Origin of the sequence: uncultured Croceicoccus sp. (assembly GCF_947496385.1) — a bacterium.
Lineage (GTDB): Bacteria > Pseudomonadota > Alphaproteobacteria > Sphingomonadales > Sphingomonadaceae > Croceicoccus.
In genome coordinates, this window is sequence record NZ_CANMCP010000001.1 from 536,932 (window position 1) to 558,561 (window position 21,630).

Sequence of the window (21,630 nt, forward strand, 5' to 3'; positions counted from 1 at the left end):
GTTCAGCGGCGGTAGTAGTCTTCGACGTTCTGAAACGCGCGCAAGCCTTCGGGCGTGGCGTTGCGCACCGGGTCGTCGGCCGGGGCGGGGGCGCCGCGCCATGCCGTCGCACGCAGCGGGGTCACGCTCCATTCCGCGCGCGGGTCGAGCACGTGGGGGCAATTGGCGAGCACGACGATCACGTCCATCTCGGCGCGCATCACGATTTCGCGGCCTTTCTCGAACGGGCCGACCTGCGGGGTAATGGTCCCGTCCTTCCCGATCCGCGTGCCCTTGAACAGGTTCACGCACGGGTGCACGTCGCGCCGCGTCAGCCCGTGCTTGGCCGAGCCGAGGATGAGCCGGTCGCGCCCGTTGGGGGTGGGGCCGCTGTTGCGCCCCTCGCCATATTTCGCCGCGTTGGTGGCCGCGTTCGACGTGCCGCAAAACGTGTCATGCGTGCCGGCGCCGTCCTCGATCACGCTCATCAGCACGCGGCCCATGTCGGACAGGAGCAGCCGTCCGATCGCGAGATAGGCGTTCCACTGCACCTTTACCGTATCGGCGACGTTCAGCCGCTCCGTCGGCATGTCCGCATTGTAGAGCAGCATCGAGGCACAGGCATCGCCGCCAATATCGACGAGCCGCAGTCGCGTCCCGCGTTTCAGCACGCGGGTCGCATAGCCGCCCGCCGCGATCGTTTCCTCCCACACCAGGTCGCCTGTATCGACACCATCGGGCAGGTCGTCGGCGACGGGCGGGATGATCGGCATGGCCTCCGCGACGGTTCCGGCCATGGCGCGCGCATGGTCGCGCGCGGCCATCGGGTTGGCGAGATTGGTTGTCATACCTTCGCGTCCTTGTTTTTTGCCTTGCGTCCTTTGGCGGCGGGCTCCGGCGCATCGGCGGATGCGGCCCATTCCGGCGTGTCCAGTTCGTGCAAGGGGGGGAGCAGGGCGGTTGTCGTCACCAGCTGAAGCTGATTGATGCCGCGAATGCTGCGCAAGGCATCGCACAGCTCTTCGAGCCGCATCGCCGGCCCCTGCACGAGCAACACCTCCAGCGACTGATCATCCTCGAGGAAGACATGCTGCGAGGAGATGACTTCCTTCAGGTAATCCGCCTGCGTCTCGGCGAGCTGTTGCCGCACGCGCCCGCGATTGCCGCGATAGACGAGGGTGATCGTCCCCGCGAGCATGTCGTCCGGGCGGAACTGCGCCTCATGCTCCGCGAGCGCGTGGCGGATCAGCTCGGCGATAAGCTGCGAGCGGGAGGGAAGCCCGCGCTCCTCCACCATCATGTCGAGCTGACGGAACAATTCGGCGGGCAGGCTCATGCTCAGACGCGCCAGATTGTTGGAATCGGAACTCATGCGACCTCTTTCTCAATTATTACGTTTATTGTCAATCGTAATACTGTTGGTGTCATCGGCCCGAAGGTTCGCCCGGTCATCGCTGCGATCTTCCAGCGCCGCCGGATCCTTCTTCGACAGCTCCAGGTCGTAGACCGCCGTGGCGCCGAAACGGTGCGGCGCGTGCGGATCGTGGCGGCGCTTGTCGAGCGTGAGAACCCGCGTGCCGAGCGTGAACGCTTCCTTCAGATCATGGGTGACCATGATCACGGTCAGCGCATATTCGTTCCACAGCCGGGTGATGAGCGCATGCATATCCGCGCGGATACCGGGGTCGAGCGCGCCGAACGGTTCGTCCAGCAACAGGATCCGCGGCCGCTTGATGAGCGCCTGCGCAATGGCGAGCCGCTGCTGCATCCCGCCCGACATTTCCGCGGGGTAGAGGTGCATCGCATCCTTGAGCCCCACGGCGTCGAGCATCTCCTCCGCCTGCTCACGCGCGGCCCGCTTGCCCGCACCGAACAGACGGGCGGCAAAGGGGGCCTGCGCACATTCGAGGCCGAACATCACATTGCCCAGCGCGGACAGATGCGCGAACACCGAATAGCGTTGAAACACGACCCCGCGATCCGGCCCGCATTCGGGGGGAAGCGTCTCCCCGTCGAGGAGGATGGACCCCCGCGTCGGTGCCTCCTGTCCCAGGATCACGCGCAGCAGGCTGCTCTTGCCCGCGCCCGAGGGGCCGATGATCGATACGAAGGACCGGTCCGCAATGTCGAGCGAGACATTCTCCAGCACGATCTTGTCGCCATATTCGACCCAGATATTGCGGAGGCTCAGCAGCGCGCTCAATATCCTGCTCCATGGGCCCAGGGGAACATGCGGCGGCTCGCCTGCGTGAGCAGCAGGTCCATCGTCACGGCGAGCAGCGCAATCCACGCCACATAGGGCAGGATGATGTCCATCGACAGGTAGCGCCGCACCAGAAAGATGCGATAGCCAAGCCCCACGTCCGCCGCGATCGCCTCCGCGGAAATCAGGAACACCCATGCCGGGCCGAGCGAGAGCCGCACCGCATGGATGAGCCGGGGCATCGCCTGCGGGAGAGCGACCCGGATCATCACCTGCCAGCTATTGGCGCCCAGTGTCTGTGCCTTGATGATCTGTTCGCGGGGCAGGGCGGCGATATGGGCGGCGATGTCACGGATCATGAACGGCGCGATGCCGATGACGATGAGCGCAACCTTCGCCGTTTCGCCCAGCCCGAACGCGATGAACAACACCGGCAGCAGCGCGATCGGGGGAATGACGGCAATGCCGGTCACCAGCGGCCCGAACGTCGCGCGCACCGTCGGCAATATGCCCAGCACCAGCCCGGCCAGAAGCGCCGAAGCGGTCGAAATCAACAGCCCGATGGCGAGCCGCGTCAGGCTGGCGAAGGTATCGTCCCAGAACAGGCGCCCGCCCGAAAGCGGATCGCGTTCGAGGATCAGCGCCGCCATCGCATCGACCATCTGCCCCGGCAGCGGCAGGATCTTGTCCGCCGGGTTGATCGCGTGCCGGTCCGCGGCGAGGAGCAGGTAGAGCAGCAACAGCAGCGCGATCGGCAATGCGCCCATCATGATGGCGTGACCCCGCCCAAGCCTGCGGTTGACCCATCGCATCAGCGGCGGCCCCCCGTTATGCCCGCACGATCAAAGCGCATTGTCGGCCGCCATCTGCATGAAGCTGTCGTCGAAACGCAGCGTCACGTTCTGCGCATTGCCGAGCGTCTTGCCGCCGGGGAATGCCATGCCGACCGCATCCGCGGAACGCGCGCCCTGACCGAACAGGCCCTGAGAAAAGCTGAAATCGCGCACGCGCCGCATCGTTTCGACCAGCGCCGGCGAACGCGCCGCGGCGACGCCGGCCTGCGGCGTGTCATAGAGGAACGTCGTGGCGAGCTGTCCTTCGAACACCTCCGGCGTGGTGCCGGCCATCTTGGCCATGGCGTCGCGGGCGGCCTTGCCCTCTGCGTCCTGCCGCTTCATCAGGGCCATCGTCTCGTACCAGATCCCGGCCAACGCCTTGCCCAAATTCGGATTGGATTTCAGCGTGGCCGTATCGACCACCAGCAGGTCGAGAATCTCGCCCGGAATATCGGACGAGCTGAACACCATATTGGTGCCCGGCGTGTCCTTCATCGTGGAAAGCTGCGGGTTCCAGGCCACGGCGGCCTTGATCTCGGGCGCGGTGAAGGCGCCGGCGATGTCCGCATCCGCCGTGTTGATCGTGTTGACCGCGGTCATCGGCAGGCCCGCCGTTTCCAGCCCGCGCGCCAGCAGGTAATGCGATACCGACAATTCGACGAGATGCACGTCCTTGCCCCGGATCGCGCCGAGCCGGTCATTGCCCTTGAGCAATATGCCGTCGTTTCCGTTCGAATAATCGCCGATGATGACGGCGGTCGTATCCTTGCCTCCCGCGGCGGGAATGGTGAGCGCGTCCATGTTCGCGACCGTCACGCCGTCGAGCTTTCCGGCGGTGTACTGGTTCACCGATTCCACGTAATCGTTCACCTGCACGAATTCGATGTCGAGGCCGTATTTGTCGGCCCATTTGTCGACGATCCCGGCCTGCTGGGCATAGGGCCAGGGCATCCACCCGGCATAGATCGACCAGCCAATGTCGAAATCGGTGCGCGGACCGGCGGGCTCTTCCGGCGACGAACACGAGGCCAGCACGAGTGCACCGGCAATTGCGGCGATGTTCCCCGCGGTGCGGATACGGTTGATCATGATTCGTCTCCTTTCGCGCTTGCAGCATTGCGCGATCCTGACGTCTTGTCCATGCCAAATATTACTATTGATCGTATTCGTAATATCGGTATAGTCCTCGTCACATGCGGCGCCTTGGCAAGAGAGCGCCGCGTGCGATGTCCGGGGAGGGGGCGTCTGAAAACGGCATGCGTTCAACGCCGCCCACGCGGCGGTTCGAAAGGATGACGATGCCCCAGACCGATGCGGCAAAGCCGATCACGACGACCATCGTGGAATCGACCGCGACACGCGCCTATCCCAATGGCAATCCCAATCTTCCCTACAACCGCGCGGCGGTGCGCAACACCGACAGCGCGGTCCCGCGCCCGCCCCGCGCGCCAGTCATGCACGATTACGCTTGCGACGGGCCGGCCCCGGGACAGATCGCGTTTCGCTGGATCCACGGCTCCAATATCGCCGCGAAGAATCAGGATCCGCGGGTTCATGTCCTGCAATATAACGAGGACAGCTTCATCCTGCGGCAGAATGTCTGCGTCCATTGGGAGGCGCCGTTCACCTATCTGCTCTTCGGCAATGCCGGCGCGCTGCTCATCGATACCGGCGCGACCGCCAACCCGGCGCATTATCCGCTGCGCAAGACCGTCGATGCCGTGATCGAACGCTGGGCGCAGGCGCGCGGGCGGCGGCGGGTGCCGCTCACCATTGCGCTGACCTCGGGTGAGGATGTCGCGCAGAACCAGGGCCTGAAACAATTCGCCGGGCGCGCCGATACGACGATCGTCCCGCCGCCCTTCGCCGCGATGAAGGGGCATTACGGCCTCGCCGAAAACTGGCCCGGCGGGACGGGGGCGATCGACCTCGGCGACCGGGTCATCACCGTCCTGCCGACGCCCGGCGCGCATCGCGACGGGGTCAGCTTCTACGATCCCTATACCGATTTCCTGTTTACCGGCGACCTTCTTTATCCCGGCAAGATCAACATCGGCAACGATCGCGATTTTGTCGCCTCGCTCGAACGGCTGTCCGCGTTTGCCGGCAGTCAGCCGGTGAAATGGGTGATGGGCGGCCATGTCGAGATGATGTTCGTGCCCGGCCGCTATTACCCGCGCTTCGCCACGTTCAAGCCGTATGAGCGCGTCTTGCAGATGGAGCCCGCGCTCATTGACGAGGCGCTGACCCATGCGCGGGCGGTGCAGGGGCGGGACACCATGTTGATCCGGCCCGACTTCGTGCTGATGAACGGGGTCAGCCCGGATCAGCGCACGTCCGACTGGCCCGAGGGCGTGCCGAAGATCAATCCGCCGCACCCGTTCTGAACGCTCCTATCCGAACGAAAGGATCCGCCGATGGATCGTCGCACCTTCCTTGCCTACAACGCCGCGGCGGCCGTGCCGCTCACCCTCGCGGCAAAGGCCTATGGCAAAACCGTTTCCCACGACGGCCCGCCGGTGGATTTCACCGTCGACGGCCCCGCACCGGGCGCATTTCCCGACCGCTGGATCTGCGGATCGCCGTCGGCGATGGACAACACCGACCCGCCGATCCAGGTGCACTGGTATAACGAGCACACCGCGATCCTGCGGCAGAACAAGGCCTATAGCTACGAAGCGCCGTTCGCCCCGCTCTATTTCGGGAACGACCGGGTGCTGCTGCTCGACGAGGGCTACGTACAGCTTCGCAACGATTGCGATTACCGCGCCGTCGTCGACGATTGCATCGAAGAATGGTGCCGCCGCAACGGCCGCAATCCGGCCGCGATGGAACTGCTCGTCGCGTTCAGCCATCTGGACGCCGACCATTATGCCGCGGTCAATCAGTTCGCCGACCGCCCGAATACGCGATACATGGGCCTCACCCACGAAGAGATGCTGGGCTTCTGGGGCATGACCAATTTTCCCGAAGAGCGCGTGACGCTCGATCTCGGCGGGCGGGAGATCCTTATCTGGGGCTCGCCCGGCCACGTGATTTCGGAATTCGCCTATTACGACAGCTACACGCAGATCCTCTATACCGGCGACATGTTCTATCGCGGGCGCTGCTACATCAGCTTCTGGCAGCCGTGGTTCGACAGCATGAAGCGGCTGATCGATTTTTGCGACACCCACCCGGTCGCGCATGTGATGGGTTGCCATGTCGAGATGAGCGAGACGGGCGAGGATTACCCTTATGGCCTGACCTACCAACCGAACGAGGCGCCGGTGCAGATGACCGTCGCGCAGCTTCGCGAAACCTACGAATATGCGAAGGGCATTACCGAGCCGGGCATCTATTTCACCGGCACGGTCTACCTGTGCAACCAGTCGCGCAGCACGACGACCATCGACCGCTACCCCTATCGCTACGAATGATGCGCAATTGCGCGAGCTCAGGAGACTTCCCATGAAACGCACCATCGTAACCGCCGCCCTGTTCGCCGCGACGACAGGATGCGTAACGACAGGCGCGCCCGGCCCGGACGCCGCACCGGCTTTGGTCGAGCGGGAATTGAGCGTGCCCGGCTTTGCCGATTTCCTCGCCGTCGATGGCGATACGGTCTGGGTCACGAATGACGGGCGGGTCGAGCAATGGTCGCGCGAGGAAAAGCTCGCCAGCGTGACCGTGCCGCGCCCGTGTGGGACGATGGCGGTGGCGGCGGGATCGCTCTGGGTCGCGAATTGCCCCGATGCCAATCTCTATCGCATCGACACCGAAACCGCGACGGTGGAGCAGATGATCGCCACCGGCATCGCCAATCCCAAGGGCGAAACGAATGTCGTTGCCGGCGCTGGGTCCGTCTGGGTGCCGAGCGCGGCAAGCGGCGAAATCGCGCGGCTCGATCCCGAGACGGGCGCGATCGTCGCCCGCATTCCGGTCAATCCCGGCACGTTCTTCCTCGCCTACGGGCATGATGCGCTCTGGGCGGTGAGCAGCGACGCCCGCACCTTGCAGAAGATCGACCCCGACAGCAACGCGGTCGTCGGCACGGTCGCGCTCGGGCTTCAGCCCGGCTTCCTCGCCGCGGGGGAGGGGGCCGTCTGGGTGCAGGAACAGGGCGATGGCACGGTGGCGCGCATCGATCCCGCAACGCTCGCCATCACCGACAGGGTGAAGGTCGGCGAGACGCTGGCCTATGGCGATATCGACGTCGGCGGGGGGATGGTCTGGCTCCGCACGACGGAGGACCAGGTGTTTGCCGTCATCGATCCGGCGACCATGGATGTGACCGCCCGCCTTGGCGAACCGGCGGGCAGCGGGGCGATCCGCTACACCCCCGATGGCGTGTGGACCAGCGCCCACGACAATCAGACGCTTTCCTGGTGGAGCAGGCCGGACTGAGCTTCCGCGCAATACAGTTCCAGACGCGACGCGCTTTGCAATTCTGTCGGGTAACTGCCGGTTTTGCATCGGTTAATGTCGCGCCGGGCCTTCGAAACATTCGTTAACGCGCATTTCATAAATTAATACGCTTGACGCATTTCGTAATATCTGTAGCGTATCGAGAGACGCCGCAAGAGCGTCTGACCGAGAGCGAGAGGATCCACCCGGCCGGGCATATGCCCGGCTTGATACGGAGGTTTCTCGTGCATCTGCCCGATCAGAAAAATTCCGCATCCCTTGCCCATCCCCGCGCCGCCGGGCTGTTCGCGCCCGCCGCGCGGCGGGAGGACCGGCGCGGCCATCGTCCGCCGTCTGCACCCGCTTGGCTGCGGTCTGCCGCCGGGCTGATGCGGGCGGCGCGAAAGGCGGCACGTGCCCTGTTCCGGGCGCGCGTTGCGGCACGCGGATGACGACCGGCCGCCTTGCCATGACGGAACGCGGGGCGGTCCCTTTCTACACCAATCATCGACGCGCGATCGCGCGCGGGGTCTTACACCTGACAGGGGGAAAACCATGACCAAACGCCAGACCTTCAGATCCACCCTTCTTTCGGCAACCGTGCTCGCCATGGCGGGCCATGCCGCCCACGCCTCGGCACAGGATGCAAACGCGGGCACGATGATCAACGAACCGGCGGGCGATACCTATGCCGACACGATCGACGGCGCGATCGTCGTGACCGGCACCCGGCGCAGCACCACGATCCAGGACACGCCGATCAATATCTCGGCCATCGATGCGGAGGAGCTCGCCAGCAAGCAGATCGAGGATGTCCGCGACATCGCCGATTTCACGCCCGGCATGACCATTTCGGACACCGGGCCGGGGTCGACGGGTTCGATCGTGCTGCGCGGGCTGAATGCGTCGGGGGTCGACGATTTCGGTGCGGGTTACGACGATTCGCTCGGCATCTATCTCGGCGAAGTGCCGCTGTTCTACGATTTCAAGCTGATCGATATCGACCGGGTCGAAACCCTGCTCGGCCCGCAGGGCACGTTGTACGGTCTGGGCACGCTGGCCGGTGCCATCCGCTATATTCCCAACCGCCCCGATGTCACCGGTTTCGAGGGCGAGTTCCACGGTCGCGCCTACGCCAAGAGCCACAGCGACGATTTCGGTTATCAGGCCGACGGGATGGTCAATATTCCCATCGTGCGCGATCATGTCGCGTTCCGTTCGGCGACCGGTTACTATTTCGATCCCGGCTTCATCGATTATCCGCTGCTCGTGCAGGAGCCGGGCGTGTCATTGCCGCAGCCCGACGGGCCCGATGGCGTCACGCAGGAAGGCTTTGCCGAAAACCTGCGCCGTGCGGAGGATCTGAACTTCGAGCGGACGTTCACCACGCGCAACCAGCTTCTGTTCCAGACGACCGAGGATCTGAAACTCATCCTCACCTACGCCTATCAGAAGACGGACACCGATGGCGCGCAGGCGAACAGCTTCGGCGTGCTGGGCACCGGGCGTTATGAAAACGCGAGCCGCTTTATCGAGCCGATCTCCCGCAATGCGCATCTGGCGAGTGCGGAGGTCAATGCGAATATCGGCGATTTCGTCGATATCGTCGCGACCGGCGCCTATACCGAGGTGAATTTCGAAGGGCAGGCCGATGTGACCGATCTGCTGCTCGACCTCGATTACGATTACGAATTGTTTCCTGCCTTCGCCGGCTACACCGAATCGATCAATCAGCGGAAGCAGAAGAACGCCGAAATCCGCTTCGTCTCCAGCCACGGCGGTCCCTTGAGCTGGGTGCTCGGCGGGTTCTTCAAAGAAAACAAGTATCAGAGCGATTATGCCGAACGCGTTCCCAACCATCCATGGGTCGGCCCGGACAATCCCGAGGCGCTCGAATATGTGAGCTACATCACCTCCGAGGTCACGGAAAAGGCGATCTTCGGCGAGGCAACGTTCGAAATCACGCCGGAATTTCAGGTCACCGCCGGCACGCGCTATTTCGATTACGAGTCGGAAATTTCGGGTGCGGCCGCGCTCCCGCTGCTCGGCGATCCGCTCAGCCCTTACGACCTGCCGGCCAATGGCGGGCAGGCCGGACAGGACGGCTGGGTCTGGAAATTCAACAGCAGCTACGAATTCACGCCCGACCTCATGGTCTACGGCACCTATAGCAAGGGCTATCGCATCGGCGGGCCGAACCGCGTCGCGCCGTGCCCCGCCGATATTCAACCCGGACAGCAGATCATTTGCGCGCTTCCGGACGAGCTGCAATACGGCCCGGACACGACGAAGAACCTCGAACTGGGCGTTCGCACGCAATTGTTCGACCGGATGCTGTCGCTCAATTTCAACGTGTTCCAGATCAAGTGGGACGGCATCCAGGTGGATTCGGCCACGCTCTATGGCGCGACCGGCATCACGGTGAACGGGGGCCAGGCCAAGTCCGAAGGGTTCGAAGCCTCGTTTCAGCTTCGCCCGGTGCGCGGCCTGTCGATCCAGGGGAATTATTCCTACACCGATGCGCGTCTGACAGAGGATATTCCCGGCATCCTGACCATTCGCGAGACGCCGGGCGATTATTCGAACCGTTTCGTACAGCTCGATGCGATGGACGGCGACCGGCTGCCCGGCTCGGCTAAGAATGCGGGCAGCATCGGCGCCACCTATGTGCAGCCCCTGACGAATGGCGATCTCATCGCGAACTGGACCACGGTATATCGCGGCGACGTGGTGTCGCGGCTGGGATGGGAGCGGGCCTATGGCGAGCTGATCCCGAGCTATGTCACGCATCGCGCCCGGCTGACCTACGATACCGACAAGTTCAGCATCGGCCTGTTCGCGAACAATATTTTCGACAAATATGCCATCGTGTCGGTCGCGAACGACCGGTCGCGCATCGGGATCAACGACGGCGTCGCCGTGCGCTATTACCGCCAGGTCGTGCTCAATCCCCGGACCGTCGGGATCGAGGGCCGGGTGAAGTTCTGATCCGTATGGGCGGGGCGGCGCGTCGGGCGCCGGTCCCGCCCGTCAACCGGTTTCGATCCCCTGGTCCTCGAACCAGCGGCGGACCGGTTCCAGGGCGTCGGCATGGGTCCGCCATTTACCCATGCCGTCGCTATTGATCGGGCGGCGGACCTGCGCCGCGCTGGGCGTCGCGACGGCGGCCTTGTTCTCGTGAAAGGACAGGCATGCCGCGTCCCACTCCAGCCTGCAAAACGACAGCAGCTCCCGCGTTCTGGCTTCCTGCGCCGTCACCAGCGCCTCATACGACAATTGCAGGACACGGCCGGGAAAGACGCGATCCCAGAACCGCATGAGCCTGTCGAACCGCGCATAATAGCGTGCCGTCGCCATCAGGTCGTAGGAATAGGCGTAATAGGGCGAGCGGCTGGCGAACAGATTCTTGAAATTGCTCCACACCGTGTCCATCGGATTGCGGCGCAGGCACACGATCGGCGCGTCGGGGAAACTGCGCGCGATATGCCCGATATACAGGAAATTGGCGGGCAGCTTGTCGACGAAGCGCCGCGTGTCGTCCATCCGGTGGTGCTGCGCCTGTGCCATGTAATGGCTGGCGAGTTGCGCGGGGTCGATATGCCGGCTCGCGCGGATGGTTTCGGGATCGATGATGACGCGCGACGCCGTCTGGCTCAACCGTTTTACGCCGAGCGGCATCGCCTGTAACTCCCCGGCGGAAACGACGTCGGGATGCGACGACAGGATCCGGTCGACCAAAGTCGTGCCGGTCCGCGGCATGCCCACGACGAAGAGGGGCGCGCGGCTCCCCATCGGCTGTCCCGCGCCATGGCCGCCGTCATCGGCAAAGCATTGTTCGATCGCGTCGAAGATCGCGGCGTCCTGCGCGAAATCGTAACGGATATTGCGCGCGTGCCGGGCATTGGCATCGGCCAAATGGCGAAACGCTTCGACCTCGCCGAGATCCTCCAGCTCCTTTGCCAAGGCGTAGCGGATGCGCAGGGCGTCGTCCTCGCTTCGCGCCGCGCCCAATGCGGTTTTCAGCCGATCGACATGGTTGTCGCTGCGCGTCTGCCGCGACAGAATGGCGAGTGCGTAATGCGTGCGGCCATTTTCAGGGTCGATTCCGAGGACGTATTCGTAATGGACGCGCGCATCCTCGACCGCACCTGTAAAGCCGAGCGCGGCGGCCAGGTTGTAGCGATAGTCGAGATTGTCGGGTTCCGCCTCCACCGCGGCGGTGAAAGGTGCGATCGCGCGCGCATGATCGCCCAGCCTGACGAGCACGCAACCGATCGTGTCGAAGGTGCGCGCATCGCGTGGGTTGAGGTCCAGCGCGCGCCGGGCCATGGCCGCGGCGTCGCCATCGCGGCGCATCAGGATGAGCAGGCGGGCAAGCTGCGCGCAATGTTCGGGATCGTCGCCCCGTGCGACGGCGGATTCGAGCAGGGGCACCGCCTTCGCGATCCGGCCCGCTTCCGCAGCGGCAATGCCAAGCAGGAAATAGCCGTCCGCATCGTCCGGCCTGTCCGCGATCAACGCATCGGCCGCGCGCGACGCCGCCGCAAGATCGCCCCGCGCAAGTGCGTTCCGCGCCTCCGACGCGAGAGTCACGAGGCGCGCCGCCCTTGCCAGGGACCGATCAATGCCATGCCGCCCATCGGGATCACGCGCCCCGACGCGCGGCCATGAATCAGTCGCGCAGAGCCAGAACGGTGGATGTCGAGCGTGCGGCCATACGCTGCTCGATCTGATTGCGAATGTCCTGCTTTACCGCGACCCGGCATTCTTCGGCCTGTGCGTGAAGTTTCAGGTGGACACGGTCCAGCCCCTCTCCGCAAACGGCATTGGCGGCCGCGTCCATACGGATCGCTAGGCTGCGCTGTCCCTCTACGGTCGACAGGTTGATCCCGTCGAGATGCAAGGTCGCGCTTTCCTGAACGAACGGATCGGCCATTGCCGTCGATGCGGTACCGGCCAGCGCGCACGCGGCCATGACCATGAGGCCTTTTTTCATCATACTCTCCTGCAAACATCAAAACGCCGCTCTTCGGCGGATGGCAGGAATATAGGGTGCCGCGCCGCCATTGGCAACACGCAGCCCGCGGCCATGAAACGCAAGGGGCATGGTTATCGTACGCGAACCCTCAACGTGTCGAGGTCGGTCGTGTCGCCGAGCACGCCGATGGGCAGGTCGACGATGGCCACGTCCTTCGTGCTGCGGTCCGGGGCATGGAGCGATACCGCGATCGTGCGCGCCGGTCCGTCCGACCATTCGCGCAGCGTGTCTAGCGACAGCCGCAGTTTCCATCCCTTGCCGCCCTCGACGAACACGGGGCGCCCGTTCACCTTCACGATTGCTGCCGGATCGTCACGGCGCCCGGACACCATGAGGCAGCTCGCCTCGCCGCAGCGGACGAGCCGCGTGACCGGATCGTCATCGCCGAAAGCCTGCGTCGGCACGGCGCCGGCCGTGGCCATCGCGAACAGCGCGGCGGCGATGCGGCCGTGCCGGGGCGCGATGCGGGGGAGGGGGCGTGACAGGATGCGATCCATGAAGAAATCTCCTTCCGCCGCGCCGTATCTGGCTGCGGCGGCGATTGAATCTCTCCCACGCGCTTGTCGTTCTTATGGGCTACAGCTTACCTGTATTACCACCCTCGTCAATGGTATTATCCAAATGGCGGGCGGGGGCGTCCCGCGCGTCACCGGATGACGCCGGTCTGATAATCGCGGATCGCCTGCGATATTTCCTCGCGCGTGTTCATGACGAAGGGGCCATGTGCGACGACCGGCTCGCCGATGGGATCGGCATGGCCATAGAGGATCAGGCACCCGTCGGCGCTTTCGACCTCGACCGTGTCCCCATCGCTTATCCGGGCGAGGGTGTATTCGGGAACCACCTCGCCGCCGACGGTCGCCGCGCCGCGCACGGTATAGAACAGCACGTTCCGGCCGGCAGGCGCGGGGAAAGTAGCGCGCGTGCCCGGCTCCATCTCCACCGTCCCGACCACCACCCCGGTCAGTGATTGAACCGGCGCACCGTCCGGCCCCGATACGGGCCGCCATGTCACCCCCGGCGCCATCGCGATGTCGGGAATATCCGCCGCGTCCGCGCCGATATAGCCCGGCTCCGTCATCTTCAGCCGGGCGGGCAGGTTGACCCACAATTGCAGGAATTCGACCGGGCCGCCGCTCTTCTTGAAGCTTTCGGGCGAAAGCTCGGCATGAACGAGACCGCGCCCGGCGGTCATCCATTGCGTGCCGCCGGCCTCGACGATGCTTTCCCCGGTCGCGCTGTCGCTGTGGGCGAGGCTGCCGGTGATGATGAAGGTCACCGTTTCGAACCCGCGATGGGGATGCGGACCGAAGGGCAGGCCATTGCTGTTCGGCGGGTAGGTCTGCGGGCCGTGGTGGTTGAGAAACAGGAACGGATCGACCTGCGGCAGGCCGGGGCCGGGCACCGGGCAGCGCGTGACGAGATCGCCGATATCATCCTGCATCGCGGTGTGGAGCGAGAGGAGGCGCCGCGCGGTCATGCGTGCCTCGCGGGGAAGGGGCTTGCGGAAAGGGCGGTGCGCTGCATCGTGGATCTCGGCTGTTTGCAAAGTTTGGAAGAGGACGTCCCATCTGGTCGCTCGCCCATGGTTTTCCAAGGTGGGGGGGCGGAGAAATGGCCACGAACCGCTTGCCCGCATGCGCCCGCGCCGCCATCCTGCGCCAAGGGGAGACGGCACAATCGCAAACGATCATATCCTGGCCATCGATCAGGGCACGACATCCACCCGCAGCATCGTGTTCGACGCACGCGGCCATGCGGTCGCATCGGCGCAGGTGGAGCATATTCAGCATTACCCCGGCCGCGACAGGGTCGAGCACGATGCGATGGAAATCTGGAAGAACGCGCTCGACACCGCGCGCCAGGCGTTGGCGGCGAGTAGGCTTTGCGCCGAGGACATCGCCGCGATCGGCATCGCCAATCAACGCGAGACCAGCGTGGTGTGGGACCGCGACACGGGAGAACCGATCCACAACGCCATCGTGTGGCAGGACCGGCGCAGCGCCGCCGCCTGCGCACATATGGTCAAGGACGGACATGGGGCGTGCGTCACCGCGCGCACCGGCCTGCTCATCCACCCTTATTTCAGTGCGACGAAGATCGCCTGGATCCTCGACAATGTCGCCGGCGCGCGGGAGAGGGCCGAACGCGGCAAGCTGTGCGCAGGCACGATGGACAGTTTCATCCTGTGGCACCTCACCGGCGGGACGGTGCACAAGACCGACATCACCAATGCATCGCGCACCATGCTGTTCGACATTCACCGCCAATGCTGGGACGCGGAGCTTTGCCGGATGTTCCGGATACCGATGGCGATATTGCCGGCGGTCCACGACAATGACCATGCATTCGGCACCACCGCGCCCGGCCTGTTCGAACGGTCCATCCCAATCGCCGGCATGGCGGGGGATCAGCAGGCCGCACTCATCGGGCAAACCTGCTTCGAGGCGGGTTCGGTCAAGGCGACCTACGGCACCGGGTGCTTCATGTTGCTGCACACGGGCGATACGCCGGTGACGTCGGGCCATCGCCTGCTGACCACGCCGGCGTATCGCATTGCGGGGCGGACCGCCTATGCGCTGGAGGGATCGATCTTCGCGGCGGGTGCGGCGGTGAAATGGCTGCGCGACGGGGTCGGGCTGATCGAGCGGGCGGGCGATACGCAGGCGCTGGCGCAAAGCGTGCCCGACAGTCACGGGGTTTACATGGTTCCGGCCTTTGCCGGGCTGGGCGCGCCGCACTGGGACGCGGGCGCGCGGGGGGCGATCTATGGCCTCACGCTCGACACCCGGCCCGCGCATCTGGCGCGTGCCACGCTGGAGGCCGTGGCGTATCAGACGCTCGATCTCATCACCGCGATGCGCGACGATGGCGGCACGATGCCGCGTGTGCTGCGCATCGACGGGGGGATGGCGGCGAACGACTGGCTGTGTCAGTTCATCGCCGACGTTGCGGATGTTCCCGTGGACCGGCCGGACGATCTGGAAACGACGGCGCTGGGTGCGGCGTTTCTGGCCGGGCTGGGCGTGGGGCTGTGGCCCGATCTCGCCTCGCTCGCCCATGTGCGGCGGCGCGAGCGTGCGTTTCAGCCGAACATGAAGGCCGACTTGCGCGCCGCCCGCATCGAGGGCTGGCACGATGCGGTGGCACGCACGCGATCGCGGCAGGCCGGAACGTAAGGCCGAGACGTAACAAGGGCGCGCGGAGCGAATGGCTCCGCGCGCCCGCGACGCGAAGGTCAGGGGCCTCCGCGCCGAATGACAGGCACCGTCAGACAGCCGCGTTCAGAACGCGTCGGCCTGCATCGCCATCATGGAATCCTTGCCGCTCTTGATGGCGAGGAATTTCGCCGTCACCTCGGGCAGGACGCGGTCCATGAAGAAGCGCGCGCTATTGAGCTTGTTCTTGTAGAACTCCGCATCGCCCGTTGCCTCGGCGAGCCGTTCGGTCGCGATCTTCGCCGATTTGAGGAAGCAATAGCCCATGCCGACAAGGCCCAGCATGCGAAGGTAATCGGTCGCCGCGGCGCCTGCTTCCTCTGGATCCTTCATGCCCTTTTGCGCAATGGTGCCGGTGGTGAGCTGCAACGCGCCGAACGCCTGCTGCATCCCGCCGACCATCCCGGCCAGAAGCTTGTCATCCGTGCCGGCCATATCCTCCAGAAGGTTGGACACCGCATGGAAGAACGGGCGCATGTTGCGGCCCATCCGGTCCGGCATCTTGCGCCCGACGAGGTCGAGAGCCTGAATGCCGTTGGTGCCTTCGTAGATCTGCGCAATGCGGGCGTCGCGCACGAATTGCTCCACGCCCGATTCCACGATGTAGCCGTGCCCGCCATAGGTCTGAATGCCCATGTTGGCCGCATCGAAGGCAAGGTCGGTGAACAGCGCCTTCACCACCGGCGTCATCAGCGCGACGAAATCGGTCGCGCGGGCCTTCACCTCCGGATCGTCGGCATGCTCGCTCGCGTCGAGCGCACGCGACGTCCATTGACCCAGCGCGCGGCACCCTTCGGCATAGACGCGCATGGTCATCAGCATGCGGCGCACGTCGGGATGCACGATGATGGGGTCGGCGGCCTGATCGGGGTTCTTCGCACCCGAAAGGCTGCGGCCCTGAATGCGGTCCTTCGCGTAGTAGACCGCGGACTGATACGCGATTTCATTGATGCCGAGCCCCTGGATACCGACCGAGAGCCGTTCCTGGTTCATCATGGTGAACATCGCGGCCAGCCCCTTGTTCGGCTTGCCCACGAGCCAGCCCTTCGACCCGTCGAAATTCAGCTGACAGGTGGCGGACGCCTTGAGGCCCATCTTGTGCTCGATCGCGGAGACGGACACGCCATTGGACGGCCCGATGCGGTTTTCCTCGTCGACCTGGTATTTCGGCACGAGGAACAGGCTGATGCCCTTCACGCCCTTCGGCGCATCGGGCAGGCGGGCCAGCACGAGATGGATGATATTGTCGGTGAGGTCGTGATCGCCGGACGAGATGAATATCTTCGCCCCGGTGACGTTGTAGCTGCCGTCCTCGTTCGGTTCCGCCTTCGTGCGCAGCATGCCGAGGTCGGTGCCGCAATGCGATTCCGTCAGACACATCGTGCCCGACCATTCGCCGCTCACCATCTTGGGCAGATATTTCTGCTTCAGCGTGTCGGAGCCGTGCGCCTCCAGCGCGGTGGTCGCGCCGTGGGTGAGGCCGGGATACAGGCTGAACGACAGGTTGGTCGCGCAGATCATCTCCTCGACCAGCTTGTTGATCCGTTCGGGAAGGCCCTGTCCGCCCCACTCGGGGTCGGAGGCGAGCGCGGCCCATCCGGCCTCGACGAACTGATCGTAGGCGTCCTTGAACCCCTTGGGCGTGCGGACCACCCCGTTTTCGAGCGTGCAACCTTCGTGGTCGCCGCTGGCGTTGAGGGGGAGGAGGATGTCGCGCGTTGTCTTCGCCGCCTCGTCGAGGATGGCGTTCAGCAGGTCATCGTCGAAATCGGCATGCTTGGCGATCCCGCCGAAACCGTCGTCGGTGAACAATTCGTGCAACACGAAACGCATGTCGCGAAGGGGTGCTTCATAAGTCTGCATGGTCGTTTCCTTAGTTGCGCAGGGGCTTGCCGGTTTCGAGCATATGCTCGACCCGGGCCTGCGTGCGGGGGTCGCGCACGCATTCCATGAATGCCTCGCGCTCCAGCTTGAGCAGCTGGTCTTCGCTGACCTCGTCCTGCATGTCGGTGTCGCCCCCGGTCAGCACGTGGGCTAGCCGCTTGGCCACGACCGTATCGTAATCGGTCGCAACGCCTTTCTTGTGAAAATCGCTGACGGCGAGATCCACCGCCGCGCGGCCGGTATCGCCCGGCAGGCGATACACCGGCTTCTCCGGCGGGGTGTAGCCATCGACAAGCGACAAGGCTTTCGCCTTCGCATCGGCGAGCAGGCGGTCCCTGTTCATGGTGATGACGTCGTCGGGGCGCAGGAACGCCATTTCCTTCGCCTGCGCCGCCGATTTGGCGACCTGCGCGGTGGAAATCGTCTCGAACGCCTTGGACAGGGCGGGCATCGGGCCGCGCGGCATTTTCGGGCTGTTCATCAGGCGGGAGAGATATTCGCCATTGCCGCCCCATCCGGGGACCAGCCCGACGCCGCATTCGACAAGCCCGGTATAGGTTTCGGCATGTGCCTGCACCGCGTCGGAATGCATCAGGATCTCGCACCCGCCGCCAAGCGCCAGCCCGGCCGGCGCCGACACCACGGGGAAGGGCGCGTATTTCAGCGCCTTGTACGCATCCTGTCCGGCGCGGATCAGCTTGTCGATCTCGCTCCACGCCGCGATATTCACCGCGAACATGGCAAGGCCGAGATTGGCGCCGACGGAAAAATTGCTGCCTTCGTTATAGATGACGAGCGCCTTGCGCCCATCGCGGACCATGCCGATGGCCTTGCCGATCATCTTCATGACCTGTTCGTCCAGCGCGTTCATCTTCGCTGTAAATTCGAGCGCGAGAACACCGTCGCCAATGTCCCAGATCGCCGCCGAACCGTTCTTGGCCAGCGGTTTGGAGGCAAGCTTGATATCTTCAAGCAGGAGCACGCCCTCGGGCCGCACGATGTCGCGATATTCGCCCTCGGCCGTCAGATATTGCCGCTTGCCATCCTCGATCCGGTAGAACGGACGGTCGCCCGCCACGTCGAGGATTTTGGGCACGTCGCGCCCTTCCTCGCGCAGGCGTTTCGCGAGATAGCCGGGGCCGAGCCGGTCGATCAGTTCGAACGGACCGTGCTTCCAGTTATATCCGAGCTTCATCGCATCGTCGATCGCGACGACATTGTCCGCGGCCTCGCCCACCAGCATGGCGGAATAGGACAGCACGTGGCCCAGCAATTCCCACGCATAGCGCCCGATCTTCCCGTCGAGCGAGACGAGCGCGGTGAGGTCCTTCTGCGCATGCTTCGGCACGCTGGCGGGACGCGCGGCGCGATATTCGCCGCTTTCCAGATCGATGGCGTATTTCTCACGGCCCCCGCCCGTCGCCTTTTTCAGCGTGTAGAAACCGCCCTTGCCCTTGCGGCCGGTAAAGCCGTCGGCGATCATCTTCTCGATCAGCGGCATGTCGCGCACCGTGTCGAAATAGGGGTCGCCTTGCGGAAGCGTGCTCGACAGGCTTTGCGACAGCAGCGGCATCAGGTCGATGCCGATGAGGTCGAGCAGGCCGAAAATGCCGGTCTTGGGCACGCCCATCGGGCGGCCGCCGATGGCGTCGGCTTCCTCCACCGTGATGCCCTGATCCATCGCGGCATTCACGGCGAGCGCGAGCCAGTAGGTGCCGATGCGATTGGCGATGAAGCCGGGCGTGTCCTTTGCCGCGACGACGGTCTTGCCCATCTTGCGGTCGAGGAAATCGGACACCTTGTCGGCGGTGGCGGCGTCGGTCGCCTTGCCGCGCACGACCTCCACCAGCCGCATGTAGCGCGGCGGGTTGAAGAAATGGGTGATGAGGAAATCGCGGCGGAACTGCTCGTCCATGCCATCGACCAGGTTTTCCAGCGGAATGGTCGAGGTGTTGGACGACACCGCGGTCCCGGCCTTTTTCACCCCGGCGATCCTGGCATAGAGCTTCTGCTTGATGTCGAGCCGTTCGACGATCGCCTCCACGACCCAGTCGCACTCGGCGATCCGGTCGAGGTGGTCGTCGATATTGCCGGTCTCGACCAGCTTTGCCGCCGATTTCGTCATGAACGGAGCGGGGTCGGCCTTGAGCATCTTTGCCACCGCACCCTCGGCAATGGCGTTGCGATTGGCCTCGCCGTCCTTCACGATGTCGAGCAGGAGCACCGGCACGCCCGCATTGGCGATTTGCGCCGCGATCCCCGCGCCCATGGTGCCCGCGCCGATGACACAGACCTTGTTGATTTGTTCAGCCATCATGCACGCTCCAGCACGGTTGCGATGCCCTGGCCGCCACCGATGCACTGCGTGGCGAGCGCGTAGCGGCCGCCTTCGCGCTTCAGCAATTGCGCCGCCTTTCCGGTGATGCGCGCACCCGTCGCGCCCAGCGGATGGCCGAGCGCGATCGCGCCGCCGTCGATGTTGATCGTCTCTTCCTTCAGCCCCAGCTCGCGGATGCACGCAATCGCCTGGCTGGCGAAAGCCTCGTTGAGTTCCACCACGTCGAGATCGGCTGCGGTGATCCCGGCGCGCTCCATCGCCTTTTTCGACGCATTGATCGGACCGAGGCCCATCGTCTCCGGCTCGCAGCCCGAGATCGCGACCGACTTGATCGTGGCGAGGATGTCGAGCCCGTTCGCCTCGGCGAATTCACGGCTGCACACCAGCGTCGCCGATGCGCCGTCGGTGAGGGGGGAGGACGTGCCGGCGGTCACCGTGCCATCCTTGTCGAATGCGGGTTTCAGGCCGGACAGAGCCTCCTTCGTCGTGCCGCCACGGATCGTGCCGTCCTTGGATACGGTGCCCTGCTTGCCCTCGATCGCGATGATCTCGCCGTCGAACTTGCCGGATTCCTGTGCGGCGGCGGCCTTCTGCTGGCTCTTCACCGCGAATTCTTCCTGTTCGTCGCGGGTGATGCCGAATTTCGTCGCGACGTTCTCCGCCGTCTCGCCCATGCCCATGTAGGCGCCGGCGGTCTTCTTCGCGAGCGCGGGGTTGGGGGAGGGGTTGAACCCGCTCATCGGGACGCGGCTCATGGATTCGAGGCCGGCGCAGATATAGGCATCGCCCGCGCCGATCGCGATCTGCCCCATGGCGATGTGGATCGCGCTCATCGACGAGCCGCAGAACCGGTTCACCGTCATGCCGCCCACCGAAATCGGAAGATCGGCCAGCAGCACGACCATGCGCGCCACGTTCAGGCCCTGCTCGCCCTCGGGAAAGGCGCAACCCAGGATCACGTCCTCGACCTTGCCTGCGTCCACGCCGGTCTTCTCGATCAGGCCGCGAATCGTCTGCGCGGCGAGGTCGTCGGGCCGCACGCGGGCCAGATCGCCCTTGTTCGCAAGGTGGAAGGGGGACCGGGCATATCCGGCGATGACGATATCAGTCACTGCATTTCCTCTCTTTGATCCGAACTCGTGGCACACGGGTCGGCGGGGTTTCTCCGCTTGCTAACCAATGCGTCGTATGCTTACCCTATAGGTAAACCATCAGGGCAGGGTTTTTCAACCCCCCACTTTTACGGAGAATGGCCATCGTAAAACACGCCTTTCCAAACGGCTCGCGACCCTGCAACAAGGCAACGGACGGGATCGGACGCGGGTTCCGGTATGCGGGAGAGGGGAACGAAAGCTTGGCCGACACCAATCCACTGCGCGGCATTCAGGATGTCGCCGACAGTCTGGGCGTGACGACGCGCACGCTGCGCTTTTACGAGGACAAGGGGCTGGTGCAGCCGGTCCGCGTCGGGGGCACGCGCGTGTATGCCCGCCGCGATGTCGCGCGCCTGCAACTGATCCTGCGGGGCAAGCGGCTGGGTTTCTCGCTCCGGGAGATCGAGGAATTTCTCGATCTGTACGACGCCGATCCGCAACATGTCGAACAGATGCGCCGGCTCGCCGAACGCTGCGCCGAAAGGGTCGAGGAGCTCGAGGCGCAGCGCGTCGCACTCGATCAGACGCTGCGCGAACTGAAGGAAATGGAGAAGCAGGCCCGCGCCCGCATACCCGAGGGGGAGTGACGCCCGC

18 protein-coding genes are annotated in these 21,630 nt (G+C 64.7%); 6 read left to right on the top strand and 12 right to left on the bottom strand.

The features are described 5' to 3' along the window. Positions 1–2 precede the first annotated feature (2 nt). Genes Q0897_RS02565 through Q0897_RS02585 form a run of 5 tightly spaced genes read right to left on the bottom strand, consistent with a single transcriptional unit; the run spans position 3 to position 4,107 of the window. Positions 3–827, bottom strand: a complete 825-nt coding sequence (locus Q0897_RS02565) for an urea amidolyase associated protein UAAP1 (RefSeq protein WP_299307337.1) — start codon at positions 825–827, stop codon at positions 3–5. Next, entirely contained in the window at positions 824–1,351 is a 528-nt protein-coding gene (locus Q0897_RS02570) for a CopG family ribbon-helix-helix protein (protein WP_202084107.1), read from the bottom strand. Before Q0897_RS02570 ends, Q0897_RS02565 begins: the two co-directional genes overlap by 4 nt. 12 nt (positions 1,352–1,363) lie before the next feature. Next, positions 1,364–2,182, bottom strand: coding sequence for an ABC transporter ATP-binding protein (locus Q0897_RS02575; RefSeq protein ID WP_299307339.1), 819 nt, complete (start codon positions 2,180–2,182; stop codon positions 1,364–1,366). Continuing rightward, the gene (locus tag Q0897_RS02580; protein ID WP_299307340.1) at positions 2,179–2,994 is read right to left on the bottom strand and encodes an ABC transporter permease; all 816 of its coding nucleotides are present in this window, start codon (positions 2,992–2,994) and stop codon (positions 2,179–2,181) included. Before Q0897_RS02580 ends, Q0897_RS02575 begins: the two co-directional genes overlap by 4 nt. A gap of 30 nt (positions 2,995–3,024) precedes the next feature. Next, complete coding sequence (locus Q0897_RS02585) at positions 3,025–4,107, bottom strand: putative urea ABC transporter substrate-binding protein (protein ID WP_299307341.1); 1,083 nt, start codon at positions 4,105–4,107, stop codon at positions 3,025–3,027. A gap of 209 nt (positions 4,108–4,316) precedes the next feature. On the opposite strand from Q0897_RS02585, the gene Q0897_RS02590 reads away from it, so the two are divergent. The 4 genes from Q0897_RS02590 to Q0897_RS02605 all read left to right on the top strand — a co-directional run bounded on the left by Q0897_RS02590 (position 4,317) and on the right by Q0897_RS02605 (position 10,392). Continuing rightward, positions 4,317–5,405, top strand: coding sequence for an MBL fold metallo-hydrolase (locus Q0897_RS02590; RefSeq protein WP_299307343.1), 1,089 nt, complete (start codon positions 4,317–4,319; stop codon positions 5,403–5,405). A 30-nt stretch (positions 5,406–5,435) separates the two neighbouring features. Then, positions 5,436–6,437: an MBL fold metallo-hydrolase gene (locus Q0897_RS02595; RefSeq protein WP_299307344.1), complete on the top strand. Its 1,002-nt coding sequence runs from the start codon at positions 5,436–5,438 to the stop codon at positions 6,435–6,437. Positions 6,438–6,468: 31 nt separating this feature from the next. After that, a complete protein-coding gene (locus Q0897_RS02600; RefSeq protein ID WP_299307345.1) occupies positions 6,469–7,404 on the top strand; it encodes a YncE family protein in 936 nt (311 codons plus the stop codon). Between the two features lie 555 nt (positions 7,405–7,959). Beyond that, a complete protein-coding gene (locus Q0897_RS02605; protein ID WP_299307346.1) occupies positions 7,960–10,392 on the top strand; it encodes a TonB-dependent receptor in 2,433 nt (810 codons plus the stop codon). A gap of 42 nt (positions 10,393–10,434) precedes the next feature. On the opposite strand, the gene Q0897_RS02610 is transcribed toward Q0897_RS02605, so the two are convergent. From Q0897_RS02610 to Q0897_RS02625, 4 genes are all read right to left on the bottom strand, one after another. Beyond that, positions 10,435–11,997 carry a tetratricopeptide repeat-containing sulfotransferase family protein gene (locus tag Q0897_RS02610; protein WP_299307347.1) on the bottom strand — a complete coding sequence of 521 codons (1,563 nt, stop codon included), beginning with the start codon at positions 11,995–11,997 and terminating at the stop codon, positions 10,435–10,437. A 79-nt stretch (positions 11,998–12,076) separates the two neighbouring features. Next, positions 12,077–12,403, bottom strand: a complete 327-nt coding sequence (locus Q0897_RS02615; RefSeq protein ID WP_366519891.1) for a UrcA family protein — start codon at positions 12,401–12,403, stop codon at positions 12,077–12,079. A gap of 110 nt (positions 12,404–12,513) precedes the next feature. Then, entirely contained in the window at positions 12,514–12,939 is a 426-nt protein-coding gene (locus tag Q0897_RS02620) for a hypothetical protein (RefSeq protein WP_299307348.1), read from the bottom strand. A 149-nt stretch (positions 12,940–13,088) separates the two neighbouring features. Continuing rightward, a complete protein-coding gene (locus Q0897_RS02625) occupies positions 13,089–13,922 on the bottom strand; it encodes a pirin family protein (protein ID WP_299307349.1) in 834 nt (277 codons plus the stop codon). A gap of 157 nt (positions 13,923–14,079) precedes the next feature. Between Q0897_RS02625 and glpK the strand changes: the two genes are divergently transcribed. Next, a complete protein-coding gene (gene glpK / locus Q0897_RS02630; RefSeq protein WP_299307350.1) occupies positions 14,080–15,621 on the top strand; it encodes a glycerol kinase GlpK in 1,542 nt (513 codons plus the stop codon). Between the two features lie 105 nt (positions 15,622–15,726). On the opposite strand, the gene Q0897_RS02635 is transcribed toward glpK, so the two are convergent. From Q0897_RS02635 to Q0897_RS02645, 3 genes are read right to left on the bottom strand one after another with little or no spacing between them, the layout of a single operon-like run. Next, positions 15,727–17,523 (bottom strand): acyl-CoA dehydrogenase C-terminal domain-containing protein, encoded by a 1,797-nt coding sequence (locus tag Q0897_RS02635; protein WP_299307351.1) that lies wholly within the window; start codon positions 17,521–17,523, stop codon positions 15,727–15,729. 10 nt (positions 17,524–17,533) lie between these two features. Further along, positions 17,534–19,858, bottom strand: coding sequence for a 3-hydroxyacyl-CoA dehydrogenase/enoyl-CoA hydratase family protein (locus Q0897_RS02640; protein WP_299307578.1), 2,325 nt, complete (start codon positions 19,856–19,858; stop codon positions 17,534–17,536). Next, on the bottom strand, positions 19,858–20,994 hold the full coding sequence (locus Q0897_RS02645) for a thiolase family protein (protein ID WP_299307352.1): 1,137 nt from the start codon (positions 20,992–20,994) through the stop codon (positions 19,858–19,860). Before Q0897_RS02645 ends, Q0897_RS02640 begins: the two co-directional genes overlap by 1 nt. Before the next feature lie 242 nt (positions 20,995–21,236). Between Q0897_RS02645 and Q0897_RS02650 the strand changes: the two genes are divergently transcribed. Further along, the gene (locus Q0897_RS02650; RefSeq protein ID WP_299307353.1) at positions 21,237–21,623 is read left to right on the top strand and encodes a MerR family DNA-binding transcriptional regulator; all 387 of its coding nucleotides are present in this window, start codon (positions 21,237–21,239) and stop codon (positions 21,621–21,623) included. Positions 21,624–21,630: the final 7 nt, after the last annotated feature.

What these genes read in the sequence shown, in the direction of transcription:
- Q0897_RS02570 (WP_202084107.1), bottom strand. Translation starts at nt 1,351, where the DNA reads ATGAGTTCCGATTCCAACAATCTGGCGCGTCTGAGCATGAGCCTGCCC.
- Q0897_RS02585 (WP_299307341.1), bottom strand. Translation starts at nt 4,107, where the DNA reads ATGATCAACCGTATCCGCACCGCGGGGAACATCGCCGCAATTGCCGGT.
- Q0897_RS02565 (WP_299307337.1), bottom strand. Translation starts at nt 827, where the DNA reads ATGACAACCAATCTCGCCAACCCGATGGCCGCGCGCGACCATGCGCGC.
- Q0897_RS02615 (WP_366519891.1), bottom strand. Translation starts at nt 12,403, where the DNA reads ATGATGAAAAAAGGCCTCATGGTCATGGCCGCGTGCGCGCTGGCCGGT.
- Q0897_RS02590 (WP_299307343.1), top strand. Translation starts at nt 4,317, where the DNA reads ATGCCCCAGACCGATGCGGCAAAGCCGATCACGACGACCATCGTGGAA.
- Q0897_RS02580 (WP_299307340.1), bottom strand. Translation starts at nt 2,994, where the DNA reads ATGCGATGGGTCAACCGCAGGCTTGGGCGGGGTCACGCCATCATGATG.
- Q0897_RS02605 (WP_299307346.1), top strand. Translation starts at nt 7,960, where the DNA reads ATGACCAAACGCCAGACCTTCAGATCCACCCTTCTTTCGGCAACCGTG.
- Q0897_RS02635 (WP_299307351.1), bottom strand. Translation starts at nt 17,523, where the DNA reads ATGCAGACTTATGAAGCACCCCTTCGCGACATGCGTTTCGTGTTGCAC.
- Q0897_RS02600 (WP_299307345.1), top strand. Translation starts at nt 6,469, where the DNA reads ATGAAACGCACCATCGTAACCGCCGCCCTGTTCGCCGCGACGACAGGA.
- Q0897_RS02625 (WP_299307349.1), bottom strand. Translation starts at nt 13,922, where the DNA reads ATGACCGCGCGGCGCCTCCTCTCGCTCCACACCGCGATGCAGGATGAT.
- Q0897_RS02595 (WP_299307344.1), top strand. Translation starts at nt 5,436, where the DNA reads ATGGATCGTCGCACCTTCCTTGCCTACAACGCCGCGGCGGCCGTGCCG.
- glpK (WP_299307350.1), top strand. Translation starts at nt 14,080, where the DNA reads ATGCGCCCGCGCCGCCATCCTGCGCCAAGGGGAGACGGCACAATCGCA.
- Q0897_RS02620 (WP_299307348.1), bottom strand. Translation starts at nt 12,939, where the DNA reads ATGGATCGCATCCTGTCACGCCCCCTCCCCCGCATCGCGCCCCGGCAC.
- Q0897_RS02640 (WP_299307578.1), bottom strand. Translation starts at nt 19,858, where the DNA reads ATGGCTGAACAAATCAACAAGGTCTGTGTCATCGGCGCGGGCACCATG.